Origin of the sequence: Planifilum fimeticola, assembly GCF_003001905.1 — a bacterium.
GTDB classification, from domain to species: domain Bacteria; phylum Bacillota; class Bacilli; order Thermoactinomycetales; family DSM-44946; genus Planifilum; species Planifilum fimeticola.
Genome location: NZ_PVNE01000015.1, coordinates 62,949 through 80,154, shown reverse-complemented (window position 1 = coordinate 80,154; position 17,206 = coordinate 62,949). Strand labels below are relative to the sequence as shown.

Sequence of the window (17,206 nt, the reverse complement as noted above, 5' to 3'; positions counted from 1 at the left end):
AAACATCAAAAAAATGGCCTTGCTCCTCTCGAAGAGAGGAAAAGGCTTTGTGATCCGCCTAATTTACCAAATCTAATTTCCTTTATCTGTTTATTTCCCATAAACATGCAACCCCTGGCGCTTTTCTTGCGAAAAGAGCCAGGGGGTTTGTCATCAATCTCGAGGGGCTTTGCCCCTCCTTTTTTGCAACCGAAAGGTCAGACCACTTTCGCCTCGGCTTTGGCGGCGGGTTTTTTGTTCCAAGCGGGAACGTGAGCGGAAGCCAGTTCGTCGGCGTAGATCAATCCGAAGCGGTCCGTGATGTACACTTTGCGGTTATCGTAGTAGTAGGTGTTTTTCACTTTGACGTTGATCTTTTTGCCGAATGCGCTAACGAGGGTGATCTCGTCCCCCGGTTGAAGCCAGTCCATGATCGTGCCGGTGCGTACTCCGCCCATTTCGTACTTTCCGATGTAACGTGCCATGGAATTCACTCCTTTCGATTCAAAATCCAATATTCGAAAAAATTTCGCTTACATCTCACTCAGTTTACAACTGGATGACAATTATATTGTAATCCCAGATGTGCCATTTGTGCAACCATCAATTATGTCTATTTTTTGAATTGGTTCAACGGACCTGTTTAAGGGATTCGGCGAGAGTGTTCAAGACGGTATGGCAAGATATGACGTGTTTTCACCTGTGGTGACATAGGGGGTATGGGGAACGATGTCTGTGATCACGATATTTGTTATACAGTAAGTAGTGTTTTCTGTTCAAAAATGAGGGGGCATCTTCGGTTGAACAATTGTGCACAAAAGAAAAACCCCCGTCGGGGGAGGATTTCGAAAATGTTACAGCAGTTCCCGGTAGGGGGTCAGATCGATGTTTTTCTTCTGCAGCGTCTTGATCAGAAACTTGTGGTCCCGGCGGGGAGTGGCAAGGATGTATCCCCGGATGATGAGATCGTCCCGCATCTCCGTCGCCTTTTCCTTTAATGCCAGCTCGCCGATCTTTCCGGCGATCTTCTGGCGGGCCACATCCCGAAACAGCTTGGGAACCGGACGAACCAGCTCCTCCAGCAGTTCCTTTTGCTCCTCCGTCCACAGATGGCGGGTCTGCTCGATATAGTATTCCTGCCATTCCAAGATCGATTTGCCGTCTTCCCGGGGCAGCGATTTGAGGAACTTGCGAAACATGAAATATCCGCCGATGCCGAGAAAGGCCAGCATGAACAATCCCCAGAAGAGCACTGCCCAGAACATCCATTGCGACATGGAAAACACCCTCTTAAAATCAATTTCCCGCCCTCTCGTCAGGCACGGGAAGATCATCTCTTCCATATGAAAGGGACGGTTCCGGTTCCGTCGGATCCGGACCCCATAATCTTTCCTTATCCAAATTATATAGAAGTAAAAAGAGATCGCAAGGGACCAATTTACCCACTTGGAACCGTTGTTTGTGATGTTTTCTTTTCGGCCGCGCCCATCCGCGGAGGGGAAGTTGGTTGGGGGATCGGGAGAAGATCCGGAGAATGATCGGACCCGGACTTCCGGGGTTCATCCGCCGGGAGCGGCGGTTTTTGCTGCCGATAAAAGCTTGTTTGTCCCGATCGGGTTGAAGTATGCTAGTTTTAAAGAATCGATGAATTCTTTGCTGGTAAGGGACCCGAAAGGGCCCAGGAAATACGAGGGAAAAGGGAGATTCACATGAATCGCGAAAAATTGTCGGAAAAGCTGATGCGGATGAAGGAGGAACACGTCCTGTTCATTCCTTCCGGAACCGGTGTGCAGATTACTGTTGAACGCATTCAGGTGGGCAACGAGCTGGGCTGGGGGCTCCACGTGAAGGACGAGAAGCAAGTGTCGCGCTATGTGTCCCGTGATCCGGGGAAAATCACGGACTACATTCTGACGCTTAAGCCCAAGGGAATTCCCTTGTTGAGACACCGGGGAGAAAAGCTGGAGGAATCGTCCCTGTTTGTGAAGAGGGAGTCCTGGTTGTCCGGATTGAAGGGGTACCGGAGCGAAAAGGTATGATGAGGGCATCCTGTTTCCGCGCTGTATCGCGCGGTTTTTGTTTTGCAAAGGAAGAGATGGCGGCTCGTTGCATGACTTGCCCCGCAGGGGGAAATCTATGGTTATCAGGAAATTGTTGGAGGGATTGTGATTGGCGCGAATTGTCTCGGTGGGAACCGCCGTACCCGAATATGAAGTGGATCAGCGGGAGGCGCGGGACTTTGCCCGCGGGCTGTTCCGGGAGGCGTTTGGGGACATTGACCGGTTGTTGAAAATCTTTGATCACGCGGCCATTGAGCGGCGGCGGTTCAGCAGACCCCGGTCCTGGTTTGAACAGGACCATTCCTTTGCCGAGCGGAATGGAGCCTATGTGGAAGCGGCGTGCAATCTGGGGGAGGAAGCGGTTCGGCGCTGCCTGGAGGGAGCGGGACTGACGCCCCGGGAGGTGGATCACTTTATCTTCGTCTCCTCCACCGGCCTGTCGACCCCCAGCATCGATGCTCATCTCGTCAACCGGTTGGGCATGAACCCCCAGGTGAAGCGGACCCCCCTCTGGGGATTGGGCTGTGCCGGCGGAGCGGCGGGGCTTGCCCGCGCCTTTGAAGTGGCCCGGGCGTTTCCGGAAAGGCGCGTCCTCCTGCTCGCCCTGGAATTGTGCGGGCTCACCTTTCGCCGGAATGATCTGTCCAAAAGCAATCTGGTGGCCACTTCGCTGTTTGCCGACGGGGCCGCCGCGGTGCTGGTTGCCGGGGAAGAGGCGGAGGTGAGCGCGGACGGGCCGCGGATCGTCGACGCGATGAGCATGACCTGGCCCAGTTCCCTGAACGTGATGGGTTGGGAAGTGGTGGATGACGGCCTGAAGGTGATTTTCTCCAAGGATATTCCGTCCATCGTGCGCCGGCAAGTGAGGCCGGTGGTGGAGGGGTTTTTGCGCCGGTGGGATTTGACCCCCGACCGGGTGGGGAGGTATATCGCCCATCCCGGGGGAGCCAAGGTGCTGGCCGCCTACGAGGAGGCTCTTTCCTTGAAGGAGACAGCCCTGTCCAGCGCCCGCTCCGTCCTGCGCAGCCACGGAAACATGTCTTCGGCGACCGTGTTGTTTGTGTTGGAGCGGGAAATGCGGAATCAGCCCGAAAGGGGAACCTACGGGCTGATCACGGCCCTCGGTCCCGGATTCAGCCTGGAACTGATGCTCATCCGATGGGGAGAGGAGATCGCGCCGGGGAAAAGCCGGATAATGGAGGGTTTCCCCCGGGGAGACCGCGTCGGGACGGGGGTTCCGGTTTCGGAATCGGCGTGGGCCCCTTCGCCGGATCCGCTGGAATCGTTCCTGCCGAGTCATATTTGAAACGAAGGGGTTGAGCGCATGGGGATCGGATGGGCGCTGATCCTGGTTGTGGTCGCGCAGCGGCTGGCGGAACTGCGCATTGCCCGGCGAAATGCCCGTTGGGCGCGGGAGCAGGGCGGTTATGAGGTGGGGGGGGAACACTATCCCCTCATCGTCTCGATTCACCTGCTCTGGTTTCTGGGCATGGCCGGTGAGCTCCTTTTGGGTGCGGCACCGCCGGTCTGGTGGCCGGTTCCTGCGACCCTTTTCCTCCTCGCCCAATTCCTCCGCTATTGGTGCCTTCGTTCCCTGGGCCGCCACTGGAACACGCGGATCTGGGTGATCCCCGGAAGGAAACCGGTCATCCGCGGCCCTTACCGATATATCCGCCATCCCAACTATCTCGCGGTGATCGCGGAAATCCTCACTCTTCCCCTCGCTCTGGGAGCCTTTTGGACGGCGGCGGCGGTGTCCCTCTTGAATCTGCTGGTATTGCTCAGGGTGCGCATTCCCGCGGAGGAACGGGCCCTGGCGGCGGCGACGGGATATGACGGGGAGATGGGGGAGAAAGGCCGGCTGATCCCCTTTCCGAAGCGGGGATGATTGGTGCCGCTCCTTTTCCATTGCATTTCCGCTTCCAATGGTTACAATTTTTTATAGCGCGGCCGGTTGAACGCATTTGCCGCCCCCCGGGAGTGGCGGGATGTATCCGAGCCGTGACCATTCTGGGGAACAGGAGAGGGAAACCATGCTCATTGCCGGCTGTATGCTTGTCGGGATCGGTTTGGGGATGCTGTTCGGGAACACCGGTGCGGGAACCTTGATCGGCCTGGGGGTGGGTTTTTTGCTCGAGTTCTTTTGGTCGAAAAGGAAGGGGAAGGAATCGTAAAGAGGGGGCGCGATCCCTGGAGAAGTTGCGTATACGGCGGCGGTCCGAACAGCTTCGGATGGCCGCTCGTTTCGTTCAGAGGGAAATCGCTCGGCCCTCTTTTCGAAGGCCGATCGGATCGAATAAATCGGGGGCGTGCGCCGTTTGGCCTGCACGTCAAGCGCACTCCAACAGCATCCCTGCAGCGGAGAAGATGCTTGACCAGTTCCGGAGCGAGAACGATCCCCCCTCGTGGGGGTTATCGGGCACACCATGCCCCTGTTTTCCCCGGACGGGGGATGCATCCGGAGGAGCCGCCGGCGGTGTAAGAGGTGTTGTCCCAGTCCCTGAAGGAATTCTGCAGAGCGAAGTTCAAGTTGAAGGCAAATGAAGCCGTTTTGTCCATGCGGGGCTTTGGCCGGAGAACGGTTTGGATACAGGCTTTTCAATCCCGCAGGTCCATTTTGGAGCAAATGTTACGCATAGATCATCTTTACCGTCATGCCGCCGTCGATCACCAGGTTGGCGCCGGTGATGAACTCCGCATCCGGAGAGGCGAGATAGCGGACCGCCCGGGCGATGTCTTCGGGGCGCCCCACACGGCCCGAGGGATGCTGCCGGTGATCCTCCTCGGTCAATTGCGCCGGCTTTCGGGCACTTTTCTTTTTCCATTCGGAGGTTTCGATCCATCCCGGACTGATCGCGTTGACGCGGACCGTCGGTCCGAGGCTGACGGCCAGCGCGTGGGTGAGGGCGAGGATTCCTCCTTTGGAGGCGGAGTAGGCCTCGGTGTGGGGTTCGGACATCAGGGCCCGGGTGGAGGCGATGTTGATGATGGAGGCTCGTCCGGCCGCCCGCAGCAGGGGCAGACCGTACTTCGCACACAAAAAGACGCTCCGCAGATTGATATGGATCACCCGGTCCCACTCCTCCACGGAGAGCTCCTCCAGGGGGCGGAAGAGGCTGATCCCCGCATTGTTGCACAGGATGTGCAGCTTCCCCCGCTCCTTGTCGATCCGGTCCATCAGCCTCCGGATCTCCTCCGGACGCGATACGTCCGTCGGAACGAAGGTGGCCGCCCCGCCCCTTTCCCGGATTTCTTCTTCGCATTCGGTTCCCGCTTCTTCATCCTGCTCCGCGATGTAGACGTGGGCTCCTTCCCGTGCCAGCATCTCCGCCACCGCGCGGCCGATGCCCTGGCCTCCGCCGGTGACGACCGCCGTCTGTTCCGCAAAACGCATGTTTTCCAAAGCTTGTCCACTCCCTTGATCGTTTTCTTGACGAGAGGACCCAAAGCTTTTGGTCTGTCCGAAACCCCGGCAAAAACCGAAAGGTGTACAGCAGTGTTCCTTTGTCGTGGGGGAAACGGAGCGACTCCTCCGGCGGCCGGGCAAGGGCTATTTCATTTTCTCGATCGTTGTCGAGGAAGATTCGGCGACGGGGTCCCCCGATTTTTGACGCTGAAAATGTTGATCATACAGCTTTTTGGCGATTTTCCGGTAAATTCGGGGGAAGAGGACCCGGAAAACGAGGGCGGGCGCAAAGGTGCGCGGCACCACGAGGACCCGCGGGCGGTCGATCAAGCCGATGGCGTGGCGGGCCACGGTTTTCGGATCGAGGAGCCGCTTGGCGATCGGCGCGGGGAAAAATCGGGAGGGATCTTCCCCCCGGAAAAAGGGAGTCTGAACGGGACCGGGGCAGAGGACACCCACCCGGATGACCGGTGCATATTCCAGGTCAAGGGATTCGGAAAAGCCGATCAGGGCAAATTTGGAGGCGGAGTAGGCGGCCAGGTTCGGACTGCCGGTGAGGCCCGCCACCGAGGCGATGTTGACGATTCGGCCGCCGCCGGCCTCCAACATGTGGGGGATCACGGCCCGGGTCATGCGAACGGCTCCCAGATAATTGGTCTGCAGCATTCCCTCGTAATCGCTCATCGGGATGTCGAGCGCGCCCCCGAAAAATCCGTAGCCGGCGTTGTTGATCAGGACATCGATGCGTCCCCGGGTCTGTTTCACCTCCTCCACCAACGCCTGAACGGATTCCCCGTCGGTCACGTCGCAGGGGTAGGCGGCGCCGGTTCCCAGCTCTTCCGTCAGCTCCCGGAGGGGTTCCGCCCGCCGGGCGACGAGGACGGGAAAGTCCCCCCGCCGGGCCAGCAGACGGGCGATTTCCTTTCCGATCCCGCTTGATGCGCCGGTGACAAGGACGGTTCGTTCTTTCATGCTCTCTCTCCTCAGGACATGGGAACTTGGGGAATGATTTTTCCGTCGATCCGCTCGAAGATGTCGTCCAGATCGCGCCCGGTGATGGTCAGGCCGTGGTTTTTCAGGCCGACGACCGCCCGGGAGGGATCCTCGGCGCGGCTGATCTGCTCCGCCACCGCCTTGGCCAGTTGAAGGGTGCCGCAGGGGTAGTTGATCTCCGTGGTGGGGATGCCCTCCATCCAGGCGTGGATGTGAACGATGGCCCCCACCTCGGGATGATTGGTGTAGATCATCCAGTGTTCGATGGCGTCGACGGAGGCGCGGCGCGGCTCCACCTTCGGCGGAACGCTGATCTTCATGGCTTTTTCTTCCGGGGAGTACCCCTTGATCATCAGAATGTCCCGGCCGACGGTTTCCAGCTTGGCCTTGTTGACCCCGCTGGCGCTCATCCAGAAGCGGTTTCCGTCCTTACGAGCGCTCAGATTGCCGTAACTTAGGCCTCCGATTCCGTAAAGGCGCTTCACGTGGCGCAATTCCCGCTCGGACAGGAGCTCCTCGATGGGAAAGGGGGCGGGCAGCAGGTTCATCTCGTCCAGCTTTTTCCCCGCCCGGTTGATCTGCCGGGTCAGTTCGTCTCCCTCCCAAAGGCTTTCGGGGAGGTCCGGTTCAAAGGTGTTGTCGATGATCAATTCCGCGGTGGCCAAGGGAAGGAGCCGCTCGAACACCCGGCGAAAGAAGCCGGGATCCTCCATATCCCCCGGGATGGGGTAGCATCCCTGCTCGAGGGTGATGAAATGGACGGCGGGCTGATTTTTGGAGCGGTCCAGGTAAATCATCATGTTGCCGAGGGAACGGACCAATATCGGGTAACCCGCCTTCAGGATGCTGTCGACCGGTTCGCTCTTCTCCGCCACCGTGACGACGAAGGTGCCCTTTCCTTTTCGCCGGAAGTGGCGGGGCTCTTCAGGATCGACAAAATGGAGGACCAGTCGCAGATCGGGATCCTCCTCGGAGCGATAAGCGTATCCGTTTTTGATCATTTCGTTGCGCAGGCCTTTGGCCAGCTTTTCCAGTACAGGACTTTTCCGCCAGTCTCCCACCATCGTAAACGTGGTCATTCGGCATCTCCTTCCGTCGGTTCTTCCCTTACCCATTTTTTCCAAAGGGGAAGGGAATCATGCCGAATGACGGCCCGGACCGGGCAGGCGGGGCGGTACAAAACCGTGTGGAAAACTTTTGTCGTCGGGACACGGCGAAAACAGCGTTTACAGTGAAAAGTGGCCATGGGAGACTTCTCGGCGGTGGGAAGGCAAGACGGATCAGGGCCGCCATGCTTTGCCTCGCCCGCCCATCCACAACTTTCTCCAAGAGCGGGATGAATTCCTTGCCCAACTTCCCACTGACTCCGACATCATCGAAGGAAACATCAACATTGAGTATATCGCAAGCCAAAGGGGAGGCAAAGGGATTTTCGGGATCGCTTCATCCAATGGCATCGGATGATGTGTCCGGGGCATAGATTTCTTTAGCACGGGCTCCAGAGCTGCTTGATTTCTACGATCGCCGATTCCATACGTCTTCCGAGGCCCCCGAAGCCTGCCGCTTCATTCTTGGTCTTTTGGATGAATTTTGAGAAAATAAATATATCAATCTACTGCTGAAGTGAGGGAATCACCATGCCCTGATTCGTTGCCTACTTACCCCAGATTTACGCTGAAGAGTGCCAGATCGTATAAGGAGGTGCGTCATGAGAAAAGTCATTGTCATCTCCCACATCACCCTTGATGGGGTTATGCAAGGCATGGGCGGGCCACAGGAAGATACCAGCGGTGGCTTCGCATATGGCGGGTGGGTAAGTCCCTATGCCGACGAGGTTGTTGGAGCAGTCATCCGACGGGAGATGAACATGCCGTTTGATCTGTTGATCGGGCGCAAAACCTTTGACATTTGGGCTCCGTACTGGCCGAAGCATGGGGACATATGGCCGGCTGTCAATAAAGCGACCAAGTACGTCGCCTCGAACACCATGACGTCTCACGAATGGCAGCCCACCGTGTTTATGGGCGGAGACATTGCGGCAAAAGTCAGCCAACTCAAGCAGCAGCTAGGGCCGAATTTGCACGTTTACGGCAGTGGAAATCTCCTTCAGACGCTGATGAAGCATGATTTGGTCGATGAGCTCTGGCTCAAGATCTATCCGCTGACGTTGGGCGGTGGGAAACGATTGTTTGCCGATGGCACCATTCCGGCGGCGTTCAAGCTGACGGAGAGCAAAGTCTCCCCCAAGGGCGTCATCATCGCCAATTATGTGCGTGCAGGTGCAGTCACCACCCGGCAGTGTTGAAGAGTCGTGAGGAGCTTACTCGCCGGGGGCATGGTGATGGCCCCCGCATTGGTGGGACATGGTCGGCTGGAAGTCGCCCATCCCGCGGGGTTAGACGAAAACGTGTGACTGACGAAGGATTTGAAAGATATGATGAAGAAAACGGATTTTAGCTTCTTTGAGGGCGTTGAAGTGAGGGGACACAAGTTTATAGTCTACGGCAAGTTCCTAAGCAAGCCCGCCACTTGCGTCCTTCGACAACGGAAAAGTGACGGGCACCCCGCCTAAAGTCGCGGAAGACGTAGGCAGGGTCATCAACACCATCCGTACCTGTGAAACGCCATCCCCCGCCGAGGAATGCGCCTTTTGCTGTCTCTGGAAGGAGCCGCTCGCTCATATGATTGTCATGGGGTGGGTGATGGAAATTGAACGGGAGTAAGGGGCTCGCGGCCCTTTGTGTGTGAAATTTGTCATCAAAAGACTGTTCGATATCGAGCGTTGGGAAGGGGACGTACCATACCATGGATTCATCTACGGCCCAGGAGTCCCCATGACCGATGAAGACTGGGAAGAGCTCGCACGAAATATCTTCAGATAACGGCGCACAAGCGCCTTTTTTTCTTGGAGAGGACGGCCTTGAAACGTCGCTGTCGCTGTAAGGACTATTTTCCCCGGGATCCGTTCGGCCGCAATCGGTCCAAACGCGACGGGCTGGACGATTCCTGCGAGGTGTGCCGGTGGAAGATCCAACGCGAGAACTATCGGAAACCACGGGAAAAACGTATCGAAGCCGCAAGGTGCCGGCGGAAAGCACCCCCCGACCACTTCCGGAAATGGTACCGGAAGAATGCGGGGTTTTTTCGTGTTCGGAATCCGTCTGGAGGTGAAGCCCATGCTGGTAACCCTGCAAGAGGCCAAGGAGGATCTGAAGCTGGATCCCGGCTCCAAACTGGAGGACGACATGCTTCGGTTATCGAAGCTTCCGAAATCCTCCAAGGCCAATGGGTCGTCCAGCGTTCAAGGAAAAGAAAAGTACGGTGGAGATAAAAGAAACGCTGCAAAATGCGGATTGAATGCTGATGTACAACTAAAATCTTAATCTATCTTCTAGTCCGCCCGAATTGTGGTAATCATAAATCGAGCGATTTTCATCAATCGCTTATGAACCTCCTTTTTGAGGAACGGGTGAGTCTGTTCCCTGTGGCAGGGCCCCCTCCAGCCATGGTTCTCACCCGGGAAGGCAACGGCCTTTTTTCCCTTTTGTTTGGGCCGTTGTCCTTGAATCTCGCGCCCCTCGTACGGGGTTATTTTTTTGGCGATTCCCTCCGTTTTTGTCCTCGATTCCTTATCCGCAGCTATTTGCGGTCATCTCCTGATTTTGCTGCGTGGTCTCCCCCTCCTCCCTTGACCTTTCACGTCCCTCAAACCCTTTAGGGAGGAGATCGACGGGAAAGGAAGATGGGGCCCTCGAGGCGCAAGGGACAAGGATCGAGGGCCAAAGGGGCGTGCGGGATGGGGAAACGGAAACCACAACGCACTTTGCAGGGTCCGGCAGTAATGACGGGATTGGAATAAACGATCGGTTACGCCGCTAGTGGAAAAAACGAAAGGACAAGTAAGAAATTAGCAGGATTAACGTCAAACTGTTGACCATCCGGCCGGCTCGCCGGGTCCGGGGGATGCGATCGAGAATCCTTTGATTGCCGTTCATCCCGAAAAACGCTGTGGGTATCGCCCGGCTGAAACCGTAAAGGGCGCCGAACAGCAGGCCGTAAACCGGTTCCTTGAAAAATCCGAGGTACAGATAGAGGAGATGGAAGGTGATGTGCGGGATGTACGTAAAGATGCCCGCTCCCAGGATCAGCCCCCATACCGCCATGTTCCGCATCGGCGGTCCCGAAACCCATGTGTGCGGGACCTGCCAGCGGTTTTCCGGCACTTTCAAGCGGATCCAGTTCCATTCATGAAAGACGAAGGCGGCGGAAATTAGGGCGAGGCCCCCGCCCTTGATCGCTGGCGGCAGCCCGAAAGAAAGCAAATAGACGATGGTCGTGTACAGAAACCCGGTCGCGGCGCCGGATGCGGCGGCCGTTCCGCCGTAGACGAGCGAACGGAGGATCGCTTCCCGCTTTTTCACCCTCTCGCCGAGAGGGGCGACCGAAAGGGTCGCATTGATTCCTCAGACCGTTCCGATAGCGGTGATTCCCGCGATGCAGGCCATGAGGACAAGCAGGAAGCTTTCCGCATGGAGCCAAACGTTCATGCTTACCCCCTCATTTCCGGAAGACCCACTTGCATCCGCAAGTGTAGCCGTCTTTGACGCAATCGCAACAGACAAAATAGTAGGGACAATCGTCGGATGTCGCGCACCAGCAGCCCGTGCTTCGATACAATCCTTTCCACACGGTGTAGCCGCTGGGACACTTGGAGCCGCTTCCGTGGTCCGGACAACCGGAGCAATATCTCCCGCCCGGCGGATGGCAGTCGCACGCCCTCCACCAGGTTTCGCACCAGTTGGTGGAAGCGCTGACGGAGGCGGGATTCCGGGAGATTTCCATCAATTTGAAAAAGGCCGCTTTCAAGGATTTCTTGAGGAGGGCGCTCTGATCCACCGCACGGGCCCACTGTTCCGCCGACAGTCTGAAGAAGGAATCGATGGCCCGAATCACCGGAAAACCTCCTGTTCGTTGGTCTGTCGCGTGCTTTCCAGCTCTTCCAACAAATCCTCGATATGTTCTTTTCCGTTGCACAGCCCCTTGCCCCTCACGATCCCCTTTTCGTCGAGGATGAAGGCGAAGGGCGTGACGCGGACGCGGAAATCCTGCAGAAATTGATTTCTCCGGTCCCAGATGATCCTTCCGCGGATTTCCCGCCCTCGCACGAATTCCTCCATTTTTTCCCTGTCGCCGACTCCCATCAGGACGAAGTTCAACTTTTCCTGATAATCCGTGCAGCACTGATTCCATTCGGGAATGAGATCCTTGCATGCGCCGCAATTCGGGGAGATGAAGGCGAGAAGGGTCGGCTTTCCTTCCAGATCCCTGTGTGTGACCACGTGGGTGGTGGCGAAATCCTCTCCGACAAATTCCGGTATTTGGTCTCCGATCGGGATGCCGTCCCGGGAGATGGCATCGGCGGAATTCAAGTAAATCTCGCCGAACTGACGGAAGAGGACGACCAGAAAAAAGATGACCAGCAGCTGGACGATCCACAGCAGGAGATTGGAGTAAAGAAGAAACGTTTCCATCTGTCTCGCTCCTCAACGCTTTTTAATCGCCGGGTGAGAGCAAAGAACAAAAGTCGGGGATGAAGCCGAAGGGACGCGGCATCCGCTGAAGATGTTTTCAGCGGTTCTTCAATCTGTCCATCACCTTCGCGTGATAGGACCAGACGGCTTGGGCCGCCAACAAACAGGCGGTCAGGAAGCTTCCGAGGAGGATGCTTCCGGGGGAAGGATGAACCGGATGGGAGAAGGAGCGGATCATCACGATGAGCGCCGCAGCCGCCAGGACTCCGATTTTGAACAGGGTGAACCGGTCCGCCCTGGCGTCGAGAAACTTGCCGTAACATCCGCAGCTGACGTTTTTTTTGGCGCGCAGGACGGTGGAGACGGCCCAGGCGAAGCCGAGGAGCAGAACGAGCAGGACCAGGGAACCGTAAAGGGAAGTTCCTCCATGACACAGCAGCGCGGCTCCGGACAGTTCGGCAAAGGGGAGGAGAATTCCCAACCCCCTGGCGATCGGGGCGGGCAAAACCCCGTACGCGACCGTCAGCTCCCGGAAGGCCGAAAGGTGCGCGATCTTGGCCACGGCGGAGATGACGAACAGGGTGCACAAAAACATGGCGAGAACGCCGGCGAGCATCTGCATGGGACCGTTTCCTTTCCGGCAGGAGAGTTTATGTTCCCCCGATCGGGAGGATGCGCCCGGCGATGGCATCCGCCGGGGGTCAAAAATGGGAGAAGGTGGGCGGCGCAGAGGAAAGGGATGTTCGGACCGCCGCGAAAACGAACATTCCGAAAAGGCCGTTTGGCTGTCTGAAATAGTGTATTAATGGATGATCGGGATGTGTTCCTCATCCGCCGGCATGCATTGGGAATCGCGGGGTTCCGGTCTATCCGTCGCGCCGGCGCGTCTTGGGGGGACGCCCTCTTGCACACCGAGGGCATCGGATCGGCGCACGGGCGGGGCGATCGCCGGCGCACTCGGGTTTCGAAGGGCGATTGGGATTGTTCCCGGACCGGTCCTCGTTTCCGTCACCGACGGGCGACGCCCGCCGGAAAAGGCGAACACCGGTCCAAAGGAAACAAAAAAGACTCCATCCCATGGAGTCTCGGGTGATTGACAAAGGGTTGGGAGAGACCGATTTTTCCGCCGAGCGGCCTCTGCCGCATGGAGCCGAGGCGGGAAGCCGCGTCCCCGACCTTTTTGGAAAGCGCCTGGCAACCCTCCCATTCGATGCAGGTGGGCGTACCGCTTCGCTTCACCCGCATGGCAGTGACACTCGGCGGCACGCCTCCTTCTTACAGCATCATTTTTTTTGTTTAGCACGGAGTTTGTCAGCGGCTCGACTCCATCCCAGGGAGTCTGAGACCGAATAGGGCCTGGCGTTGGTCACGGGTCGGAAGTCGAGTGTGAAAAACTCCCCTCCGACGCATCGGTTCCGCTCAAGCTCCACCGCCGGCCGGCGGATCTTCCGCCCGCCTTCGGGCGTAACGGGCCAGCACCGGGTGATGCCGCTTCAGCTCCGACAGCAGCTCTTCAAAGGCGGTCCGGATATCCCACTGGGCCTCCGGTGAAGTGCGCAGGTTGATCAAATGGTACAGTTCCCACAGGGTGACCGTCGCTGTCACCTGCCGGTGATGGGCGTTGGTCACGCAGTAGGGCGCCGCCGCCGGACATACCTCCCGGATTTTCCGGTAGGTCTCCGTCGCCTGTTCCACCAGCCTGCTGAAGGGGTCGGCCAGGCCGGCGTCCCGGATACGGGGAGGAATCGTGTAGCCCAGCTCGGTTGTCGGGAGCCCCCAGGTGAAGTGGGTGCGGCGGTTGTGGCGAAGGAGCTGGTGCCAGTTGGCTTCGGAGATTTTCAGTTCCAGCCGGTAGACCAGGTGCTGGAAGGAATCCAGAGGGTTGTCGAAGAAGCGCAGCCTCTTCAAGGCTTCGTCGATCAATTCTTCTTTTTCCGACCGGCTGAGGGCGCGGGCCTTTTCCTCCGCCTCCTCATAGGAGAGAGTGGAGTTTTCGATCAAGAGCGAAACGGCCGCTTGCGTGAGCGCATCTTCGTAATCCGGAAGGCGGAGGAACCGGGCGGAGGGGCGGCCTGCGGGTTCCGAAAAAGCGCGGGCCGACGCTTTCGTTTCTTTCCATCGTTTTTCCAGGCTTTCGCGCGTATCCATGATATAGGGGCTGGGTTTCACATGTTTGAGAAGGGTGGGGATCACCCGGCCGATTTCCCGCTCCATCTCACGGGCAAGCTGCCGGCATTCCGGGTACCGGCTGGACAGGAGGCGGATCAGGGTGTCCCTCAGGGCGCGGCCGTTGCCGGTCATCCCCAGATTGGTCAGGGTGGCCAACGTCAGGACATAGCGGGCGTCCTCGAAGGCCGTTTTTTCCACCCGGATGCGGAAGCGCTTTTCCGATTCCCCGTCATGACGGGGCAGGCGGTCCGCCAGATGGCCGATCAGGCCGGAAAGCAGCCGTTCGTAGGTGTCGTAGGCCTTTTCCTGCAGGTCCGCATACAGGCTTTGGGCTTCCGGATGATCCTGAAGCTCCGGCGGCAGGTACCAGTCGCCGCGGCGGGGCCGCTGGTATCGCTGGCTGTATTCGGTGAAGCTGTTGAAGGAATTGGCCAGCTCCAGTTCGGCGGATGCGAGCCGGCTGATCCGCTCGATGCCGATGTGGGCCACCGCGTGCTCCGCCACGCTGCTGTGCCCGTATCCCACCACCCATTTCTCGTGAAAGCGGGCCGCCTTCTCCGAATAGAAGGATGTGATCCCCCCGGCGGCGTCGCTGACGGCCAGCTCGTCGTCTTCGAGCAGTTTTTTCAGGTTGTCCCGGAAGCTGAGGGGACTTCGGCTGACATAGGCAAAAATGACGGCGATCACTTCTTCGGGAAGGTTGTATATGGTGTAAACATTGCGATCCAGGTTGGACACGTATCGGGTCAGGTCGATCTGGCCTTTCACCCGGGCCACCTCCCTCGTTGTGCTTCTCTCATTCTACCAAGTTGCGGGACAACCGGAAAGCGTGGTACCGATTTCGCAAAGGAGTATAAATCCATTCATTTCCGAAGGATTTCCGTCTGGTTATATCGAATTGACTGAGAGGGCGTGCCTTTCAGACAGACGGAAACGGGAGAAGAGCCCTTGTTTTCAGATTTTGCACTTATGGGTGTTTTTGCATCGCATTTCATCGACCGAGGTGTTCTCATGCCGGAAGAAGCATTGCTGGAGATTTCGCAGTTGAAATTGCACTTTTTCACGGACAAGGGAGTGGTCAAGGCCGTCGACGGCGTGGACCTCACCGTCAAGGAAGGTGAGGTGGTCGGTCTCGTCGGGGAGTCGGGATGCGGAAAGAGCGTCACCTCCCTGGCGGTGATGGGATTGGTGGAAGCGCCGGGGAGGATCGTCGGCGGATCGATCCGCTTCGGAGGAAGGGACCTGACCAAGTTGTCCCATAGGGAAATGCGGCAGATTCGGGGCAATGAGATCGCCATGATCTTTCAGGAACCGATGACCTCCCTCAATCCGGTCTTCACCATCGGCAATCAGATGGTGGAAGCGGTCCGCCTCCACCAGGACGTGTCCAAGCGGCAAGCCCGGGAGATGGCCCTGGAGATGTTGAAGAAGGTGGGCATCTCCCGGGAGGGGATCCTGGACGAGTATCCCCATCAGCTGTCCGGGGGCATGCGGCAACGGGTCATGATCGCCATGGCCATGGTTTGCCGTCCGCGCCTGTTGATCGCCGATGAACCGACCACGGCTCTGGACGTGACCATCCAGGCGCAGATTCTCGACCTGATGCACAGCCTCAACCGGGAATTCGGCACGGCCATCCTGCTCATCACCCACGACATGGGCGTTGTCGCCGAGATGTGCGACCGGGTGGTGGTGATGTACGCCGGTCAGGTGGTGGAGGAAGCCGATGTCCGGCGCATGTTTCGCGCCACGCAGCATCCCTACACCTCGGGGTTGCTTCGGTCGATCCCCAAGCTGGATGAACGGCGGGAGCGGCTTTACTCCATTCCGGGCAATGTGCCGAGCCCCCGCAGGATGCCGACGGGCTGCCGGTTTGCTCCCCGCTGCGACCGGGTGATGGAGATCTGCCGCGAAGCGGAGCCGGAATTGTTCACCGTCGAACCGGGCCACCTCAGCCGGTGCTGGCTCCATACCCGGGGGGAGGAGGTGACCGGAGATGGAGGCACCCAAGACCCTGCTCACCGTCCGTAATCTGAAAAAATATTTTCCGATCAAGAGCGGCGTGTTCATGCGGACGACCGGATACGTCCGGGCGGTGGACGATGTTTCCTTCTCCGTCCGGGAGGGGGAGACCCTCGGCCTGGTGGGCGAAAGCGGTTGCGGGAAGTCGACGACGGGCCGGACGGTGCTTCGCCTGATCGAGCCGACGGAGGGCGAGGTGGAGTTTGACGGCATCTCCCTGACGAAGCTGTCCTTCGAGGAGATGCGGAAGCTCCGGCGGGACATGCAGATGGTGTTCCAGGACCCCTTCGCCTCCCTCAACCCGAGGATGACCGTGGGCGACATTTTGGAGGAACCCCTGATCGTTCACGGCATCGGGACGGCCAAGGAGCGGAAGGAACAGGTGCGCGAGCTGCTCCGGCTGGTCGGTTTGGACGAAGATCACGCAGGGCGGTATCCGCACCAGTTCAGCGGCGGTCAGCGGCAGCGGATCGGCATCGCCCGGGCGGTGGCCCTGAGGCCCAAGCTGATCGTGGCCGACGAGCCCGTTTCCGCTCTGGACGTCTCCATCCAGTCCCAGGTGCTCAACCTGCTGGAGGATCTGCAGGAGCAATTCAGACTCACCTATCTGTTCATCGCCCACGATTTGAGCGTCGTCCGCCACATCAGCGACCGGGTCGGGGTGATGTACCTGGGGCGGTTGGTGGAGTTGGCCGACCGGGATGAACTGTATGACCATCCCCTTCACCCCTACACCCAGGCCCTCCTCTCCGCCGTGCCCGTACCGGATCCCGATGCGAAGCGGGAGCGGATCATCCTCCAGGGGGACGTGCCGAGTCCGGCCGACCCGCCCAAGGGGTGTGCCTTCCATCCCCGCTGTCCCCACGTGATGGACATCTGCCGGGAGGAGCGTCCCGAGTTCCGCGACCGGGGTGGCGGCCATTTCGTGGCCTGCCATCTGGTTGACCGGTGAGCGGGGACAGCGCAACGGACGGGAAGGAGGTGTCCGCCGGGGTAAGAGATGCGTTCCGAGAGAGAAAACCGAGGAAAAAGACACAAATCCAAGG

Annotated in this window: 19 protein-coding genes; 8 read left to right on the top strand and 11 right to left on the bottom strand. The window is 58.5% G+C overall.

The features are described 5' to 3' along the window. Nucleotides 1–197: 197 nt before the first annotated feature. Both CLV97_RS10515 and CLV97_RS10510 read right to left on the bottom strand, forming a co-directional pair. Nucleotides 198–464 carry a hypothetical protein gene (locus tag CLV97_RS10515; protein ID WP_106345480.1) on the bottom strand — a complete coding sequence of 89 codons (267 nt, stop codon included), beginning with the start codon at nucleotides 462–464 and terminating at the stop codon, nucleotides 198–200. Between the two features lie 369 nt (nucleotides 465–833). Further along, nucleotides 834–1,256, bottom strand: a complete 423-nt coding sequence (locus CLV97_RS10510; RefSeq protein WP_106345479.1) for a DUF2621 family protein — start codon at nucleotides 1,254–1,256, stop codon at nucleotides 834–836. Nucleotides 1,257–1,688: 432 nt separating this feature from the next. Between CLV97_RS10510 and CLV97_RS10505 the strand changes: the two genes are divergently transcribed. From CLV97_RS10505 to CLV97_RS17895, 4 genes are all read left to right on the top strand, one after another. Then, on the top strand, nucleotides 1,689–2,018 hold the full coding sequence (locus tag CLV97_RS10505; RefSeq protein ID WP_106345478.1) for a hypothetical protein: 330 nt from the start codon (nucleotides 1,689–1,691) through the stop codon (nucleotides 2,016–2,018). A 130-nt stretch (nucleotides 2,019–2,148) separates the two neighbouring features. Beyond that, nucleotides 2,149–3,345: a type III polyketide synthase gene (locus tag CLV97_RS10500; protein ID WP_106345477.1), complete on the top strand. Its 1,197-nt coding sequence runs from the start codon at nucleotides 2,149–2,151 to the stop codon at nucleotides 3,343–3,345. Nucleotides 3,346–3,363: 18 nt separating this feature from the next. After that, the gene (locus tag CLV97_RS10495) at nucleotides 3,364–3,927 is read left to right on the top strand and encodes an isoprenylcysteine carboxyl methyltransferase family protein (protein WP_106345476.1); all 564 of its coding nucleotides are present in this window, start codon (nucleotides 3,364–3,366) and stop codon (nucleotides 3,925–3,927) included. Nucleotides 3,928–4,027: 100 nt separating this feature from the next. Further along, complete coding sequence (locus tag CLV97_RS17895; RefSeq protein ID WP_146130471.1) at nucleotides 4,028–4,213, top strand: iron-containing alcohol dehydrogenase; 186 nt, start codon at nucleotides 4,028–4,030, stop codon at nucleotides 4,211–4,213. 455 nt (nucleotides 4,214–4,668) lie between these two features. Here the strand turns inward: CLV97_RS17895 and CLV97_RS10490 are convergent, their stop codons facing one another. The 3 genes from CLV97_RS10490 to CLV97_RS10480 form a co-directional block, all read right to left on the bottom strand. Further along, complete coding sequence (locus CLV97_RS10490) at nucleotides 4,669–5,433, bottom strand: glucose 1-dehydrogenase (protein WP_106345490.1); 765 nt, start codon at nucleotides 5,431–5,433, stop codon at nucleotides 4,669–4,671. Between the two features lie 156 nt (nucleotides 5,434–5,589). Next, nucleotides 5,590–6,417, bottom strand: coding sequence for an SDR family NAD(P)-dependent oxidoreductase (locus CLV97_RS10485; RefSeq protein WP_106345475.1), 828 nt, complete (start codon nucleotides 6,415–6,417; stop codon nucleotides 5,590–5,592). Nucleotides 6,418–6,428: 11 nt separating this feature from the next. Continuing rightward, nucleotides 6,429–7,517, bottom strand: coding sequence for a class II aldolase/adducin family protein (locus CLV97_RS10480; protein WP_106345474.1), 1,089 nt, complete (start codon nucleotides 7,515–7,517; stop codon nucleotides 6,429–6,431). A 629-nt stretch (nucleotides 7,518–8,146) separates the two neighbouring features. Between CLV97_RS10480 and CLV97_RS10475 the strand changes: the two genes are divergently transcribed. Together CLV97_RS10475 and CLV97_RS10470 are read left to right on the top strand one after the other, a co-directional pair. After that, the gene (locus CLV97_RS10475) at nucleotides 8,147–8,743 is read left to right on the top strand and encodes a dihydrofolate reductase family protein (RefSeq protein WP_106345473.1); all 597 of its coding nucleotides are present in this window, start codon (nucleotides 8,147–8,149) and stop codon (nucleotides 8,741–8,743) included. An 871-nt stretch (nucleotides 8,744–9,614) separates the two neighbouring features. Next, entirely contained in the window at nucleotides 9,615–9,821 is a 207-nt protein-coding gene (locus CLV97_RS10470) for a hypothetical protein (protein WP_146130470.1), read from the top strand. 492 nt (nucleotides 9,822–10,313) lie between these two features. Here the strand turns inward: CLV97_RS10470 and CLV97_RS10465 are convergent, their stop codons facing one another. The 6 genes from CLV97_RS10465 to CLV97_RS10440 form a co-directional block, all read right to left on the bottom strand. After that, the gene (locus tag CLV97_RS10465) at nucleotides 10,314–10,859 is read right to left on the bottom strand and encodes a hypothetical protein (protein WP_106345471.1); all 546 of its coding nucleotides are present in this window, start codon (nucleotides 10,857–10,859) and stop codon (nucleotides 10,314–10,316) included. Between the two features lie 136 nt (nucleotides 10,860–10,995). After that, nucleotides 10,996–11,391, bottom strand: coding sequence for a hypothetical protein (locus tag CLV97_RS10460; RefSeq protein ID WP_106345470.1), 396 nt, complete (start codon nucleotides 11,389–11,391; stop codon nucleotides 10,996–10,998). Beyond that, nucleotides 11,388–11,969, bottom strand: a complete 582-nt coding sequence (locus CLV97_RS10455; RefSeq protein WP_106345469.1) for a TlpA family protein disulfide reductase — start codon at nucleotides 11,967–11,969, stop codon at nucleotides 11,388–11,390. Before CLV97_RS10455 ends, CLV97_RS10460 begins: the two co-directional genes overlap by 4 nt. A 97-nt stretch (nucleotides 11,970–12,066) precedes the next feature. Further along, the gene (locus CLV97_RS10450; RefSeq protein ID WP_170070456.1) at nucleotides 12,067–12,591 is read right to left on the bottom strand and encodes a MauE/DoxX family redox-associated membrane protein; all 525 of its coding nucleotides are present in this window, start codon (nucleotides 12,589–12,591) and stop codon (nucleotides 12,067–12,069) included. Nucleotides 12,592–12,977: 386 nt separating this feature from the next. After that, complete coding sequence (locus CLV97_RS10445; RefSeq protein WP_146130469.1) at nucleotides 12,978–13,235, bottom strand: hypothetical protein; 258 nt, start codon at nucleotides 13,233–13,235, stop codon at nucleotides 12,978–12,980. 153 nt (nucleotides 13,236–13,388) lie between these two features. Beyond that, nucleotides 13,389–14,906, bottom strand: coding sequence for an FAD-dependent thymidylate synthase (locus CLV97_RS10440; RefSeq protein WP_170070455.1), 1,518 nt, complete (start codon nucleotides 14,904–14,906; stop codon nucleotides 13,389–13,391). 243 nt (nucleotides 14,907–15,149) lie between these two features. On the opposite strand from CLV97_RS10440, the gene CLV97_RS10435 reads away from it, so the two are divergent. After that, entirely contained in the window at nucleotides 15,150–16,169 is a 1,020-nt protein-coding gene (locus CLV97_RS10435) for an ABC transporter ATP-binding protein (RefSeq protein WP_106345465.1), read from the top strand. Beyond that, the gene (locus CLV97_RS10430) at nucleotides 16,135–17,112 is read left to right on the top strand and encodes an ABC transporter ATP-binding protein (protein WP_106345464.1); all 978 of its coding nucleotides are present in this window, start codon (nucleotides 16,135–16,137) and stop codon (nucleotides 17,110–17,112) included. The genes CLV97_RS10435 and CLV97_RS10430 overlap by 35 nt, the downstream gene beginning before the upstream one ends. The last annotated feature ends 94 nt before the right edge of the window (nucleotides 17,113–17,206 follow it).

Coding starts and splice junctions, on each gene's coding strand:
- CLV97_RS10515 (WP_106345480.1), bottom strand. CDS start 464: ATGGCACGTTACATCGGAAAGTACGAAATGGGCGGAGTACGCACCGGC.
- CLV97_RS10510 (WP_106345479.1), bottom strand. CDS start 1,256: ATGTCGCAATGGATGTTCTGGGCAGTGCTCTTCTGGGGATTGTTCATG.
- CLV97_RS10505 (WP_106345478.1), top strand. CDS start 1,689: ATGAATCGCGAAAAATTGTCGGAAAAGCTGATGCGGATGAAGGAGGAA.
- CLV97_RS10495 (WP_106345476.1), top strand. CDS start 3,364: ATGGGGATCGGATGGGCGCTGATCCTGGTTGTGGTCGCGCAGCGGCTG.
- CLV97_RS17895 (WP_146130471.1), top strand. CDS start 4,028: ATGTATCCGAGCCGTGACCATTCTGGGGAACAGGAGAGGGAAACCATG.
- CLV97_RS10490 (WP_106345490.1), bottom strand. CDS start 5,433: ATGCGTTTTGCGGAACAGACGGCGGTCGTCACCGGCGGAGGCCAGGGC.
- CLV97_RS10485 (WP_106345475.1), bottom strand. CDS start 6,417: ATGAAAGAACGAACCGTCCTTGTCACCGGCGCATCAAGCGGGATCGGA.
- CLV97_RS10480 (WP_106345474.1), bottom strand. CDS start 7,517: ATGACCACGTTTACGATGGTGGGAGACTGGCGGAAAAGTCCTGTACTG.
- CLV97_RS10475 (WP_106345473.1), top strand. CDS start 8,147: ATGAGAAAAGTCATTGTCATCTCCCACATCACCCTTGATGGGGTTATG.
- CLV97_RS10470 (WP_146130470.1), top strand. CDS start 9,615: ATGCTGGTAACCCTGCAAGAGGCCAAGGAGGATCTGAAGCTGGATCCC.
- CLV97_RS10455 (WP_106345469.1), bottom strand. CDS start 11,969: ATGGAAACGTTTCTTCTTTACTCCAATCTCCTGCTGTGGATCGTCCAG.
- CLV97_RS10450 (WP_170070456.1), bottom strand. CDS start 12,591: ATGCAGATGCTCGCCGGCGTTCTCGCCATGTTTTTGTGCACCCTGTTC.
- CLV97_RS10435 (WP_106345465.1), top strand. CDS start 15,150: ATGCCGGAAGAAGCATTGCTGGAGATTTCGCAGTTGAAATTGCACTTT.
- CLV97_RS10430 (WP_106345464.1), top strand. CDS start 16,135: ATGGAGGCACCCAAGACCCTGCTCACCGTCCGTAATCTGAAAAAATAT.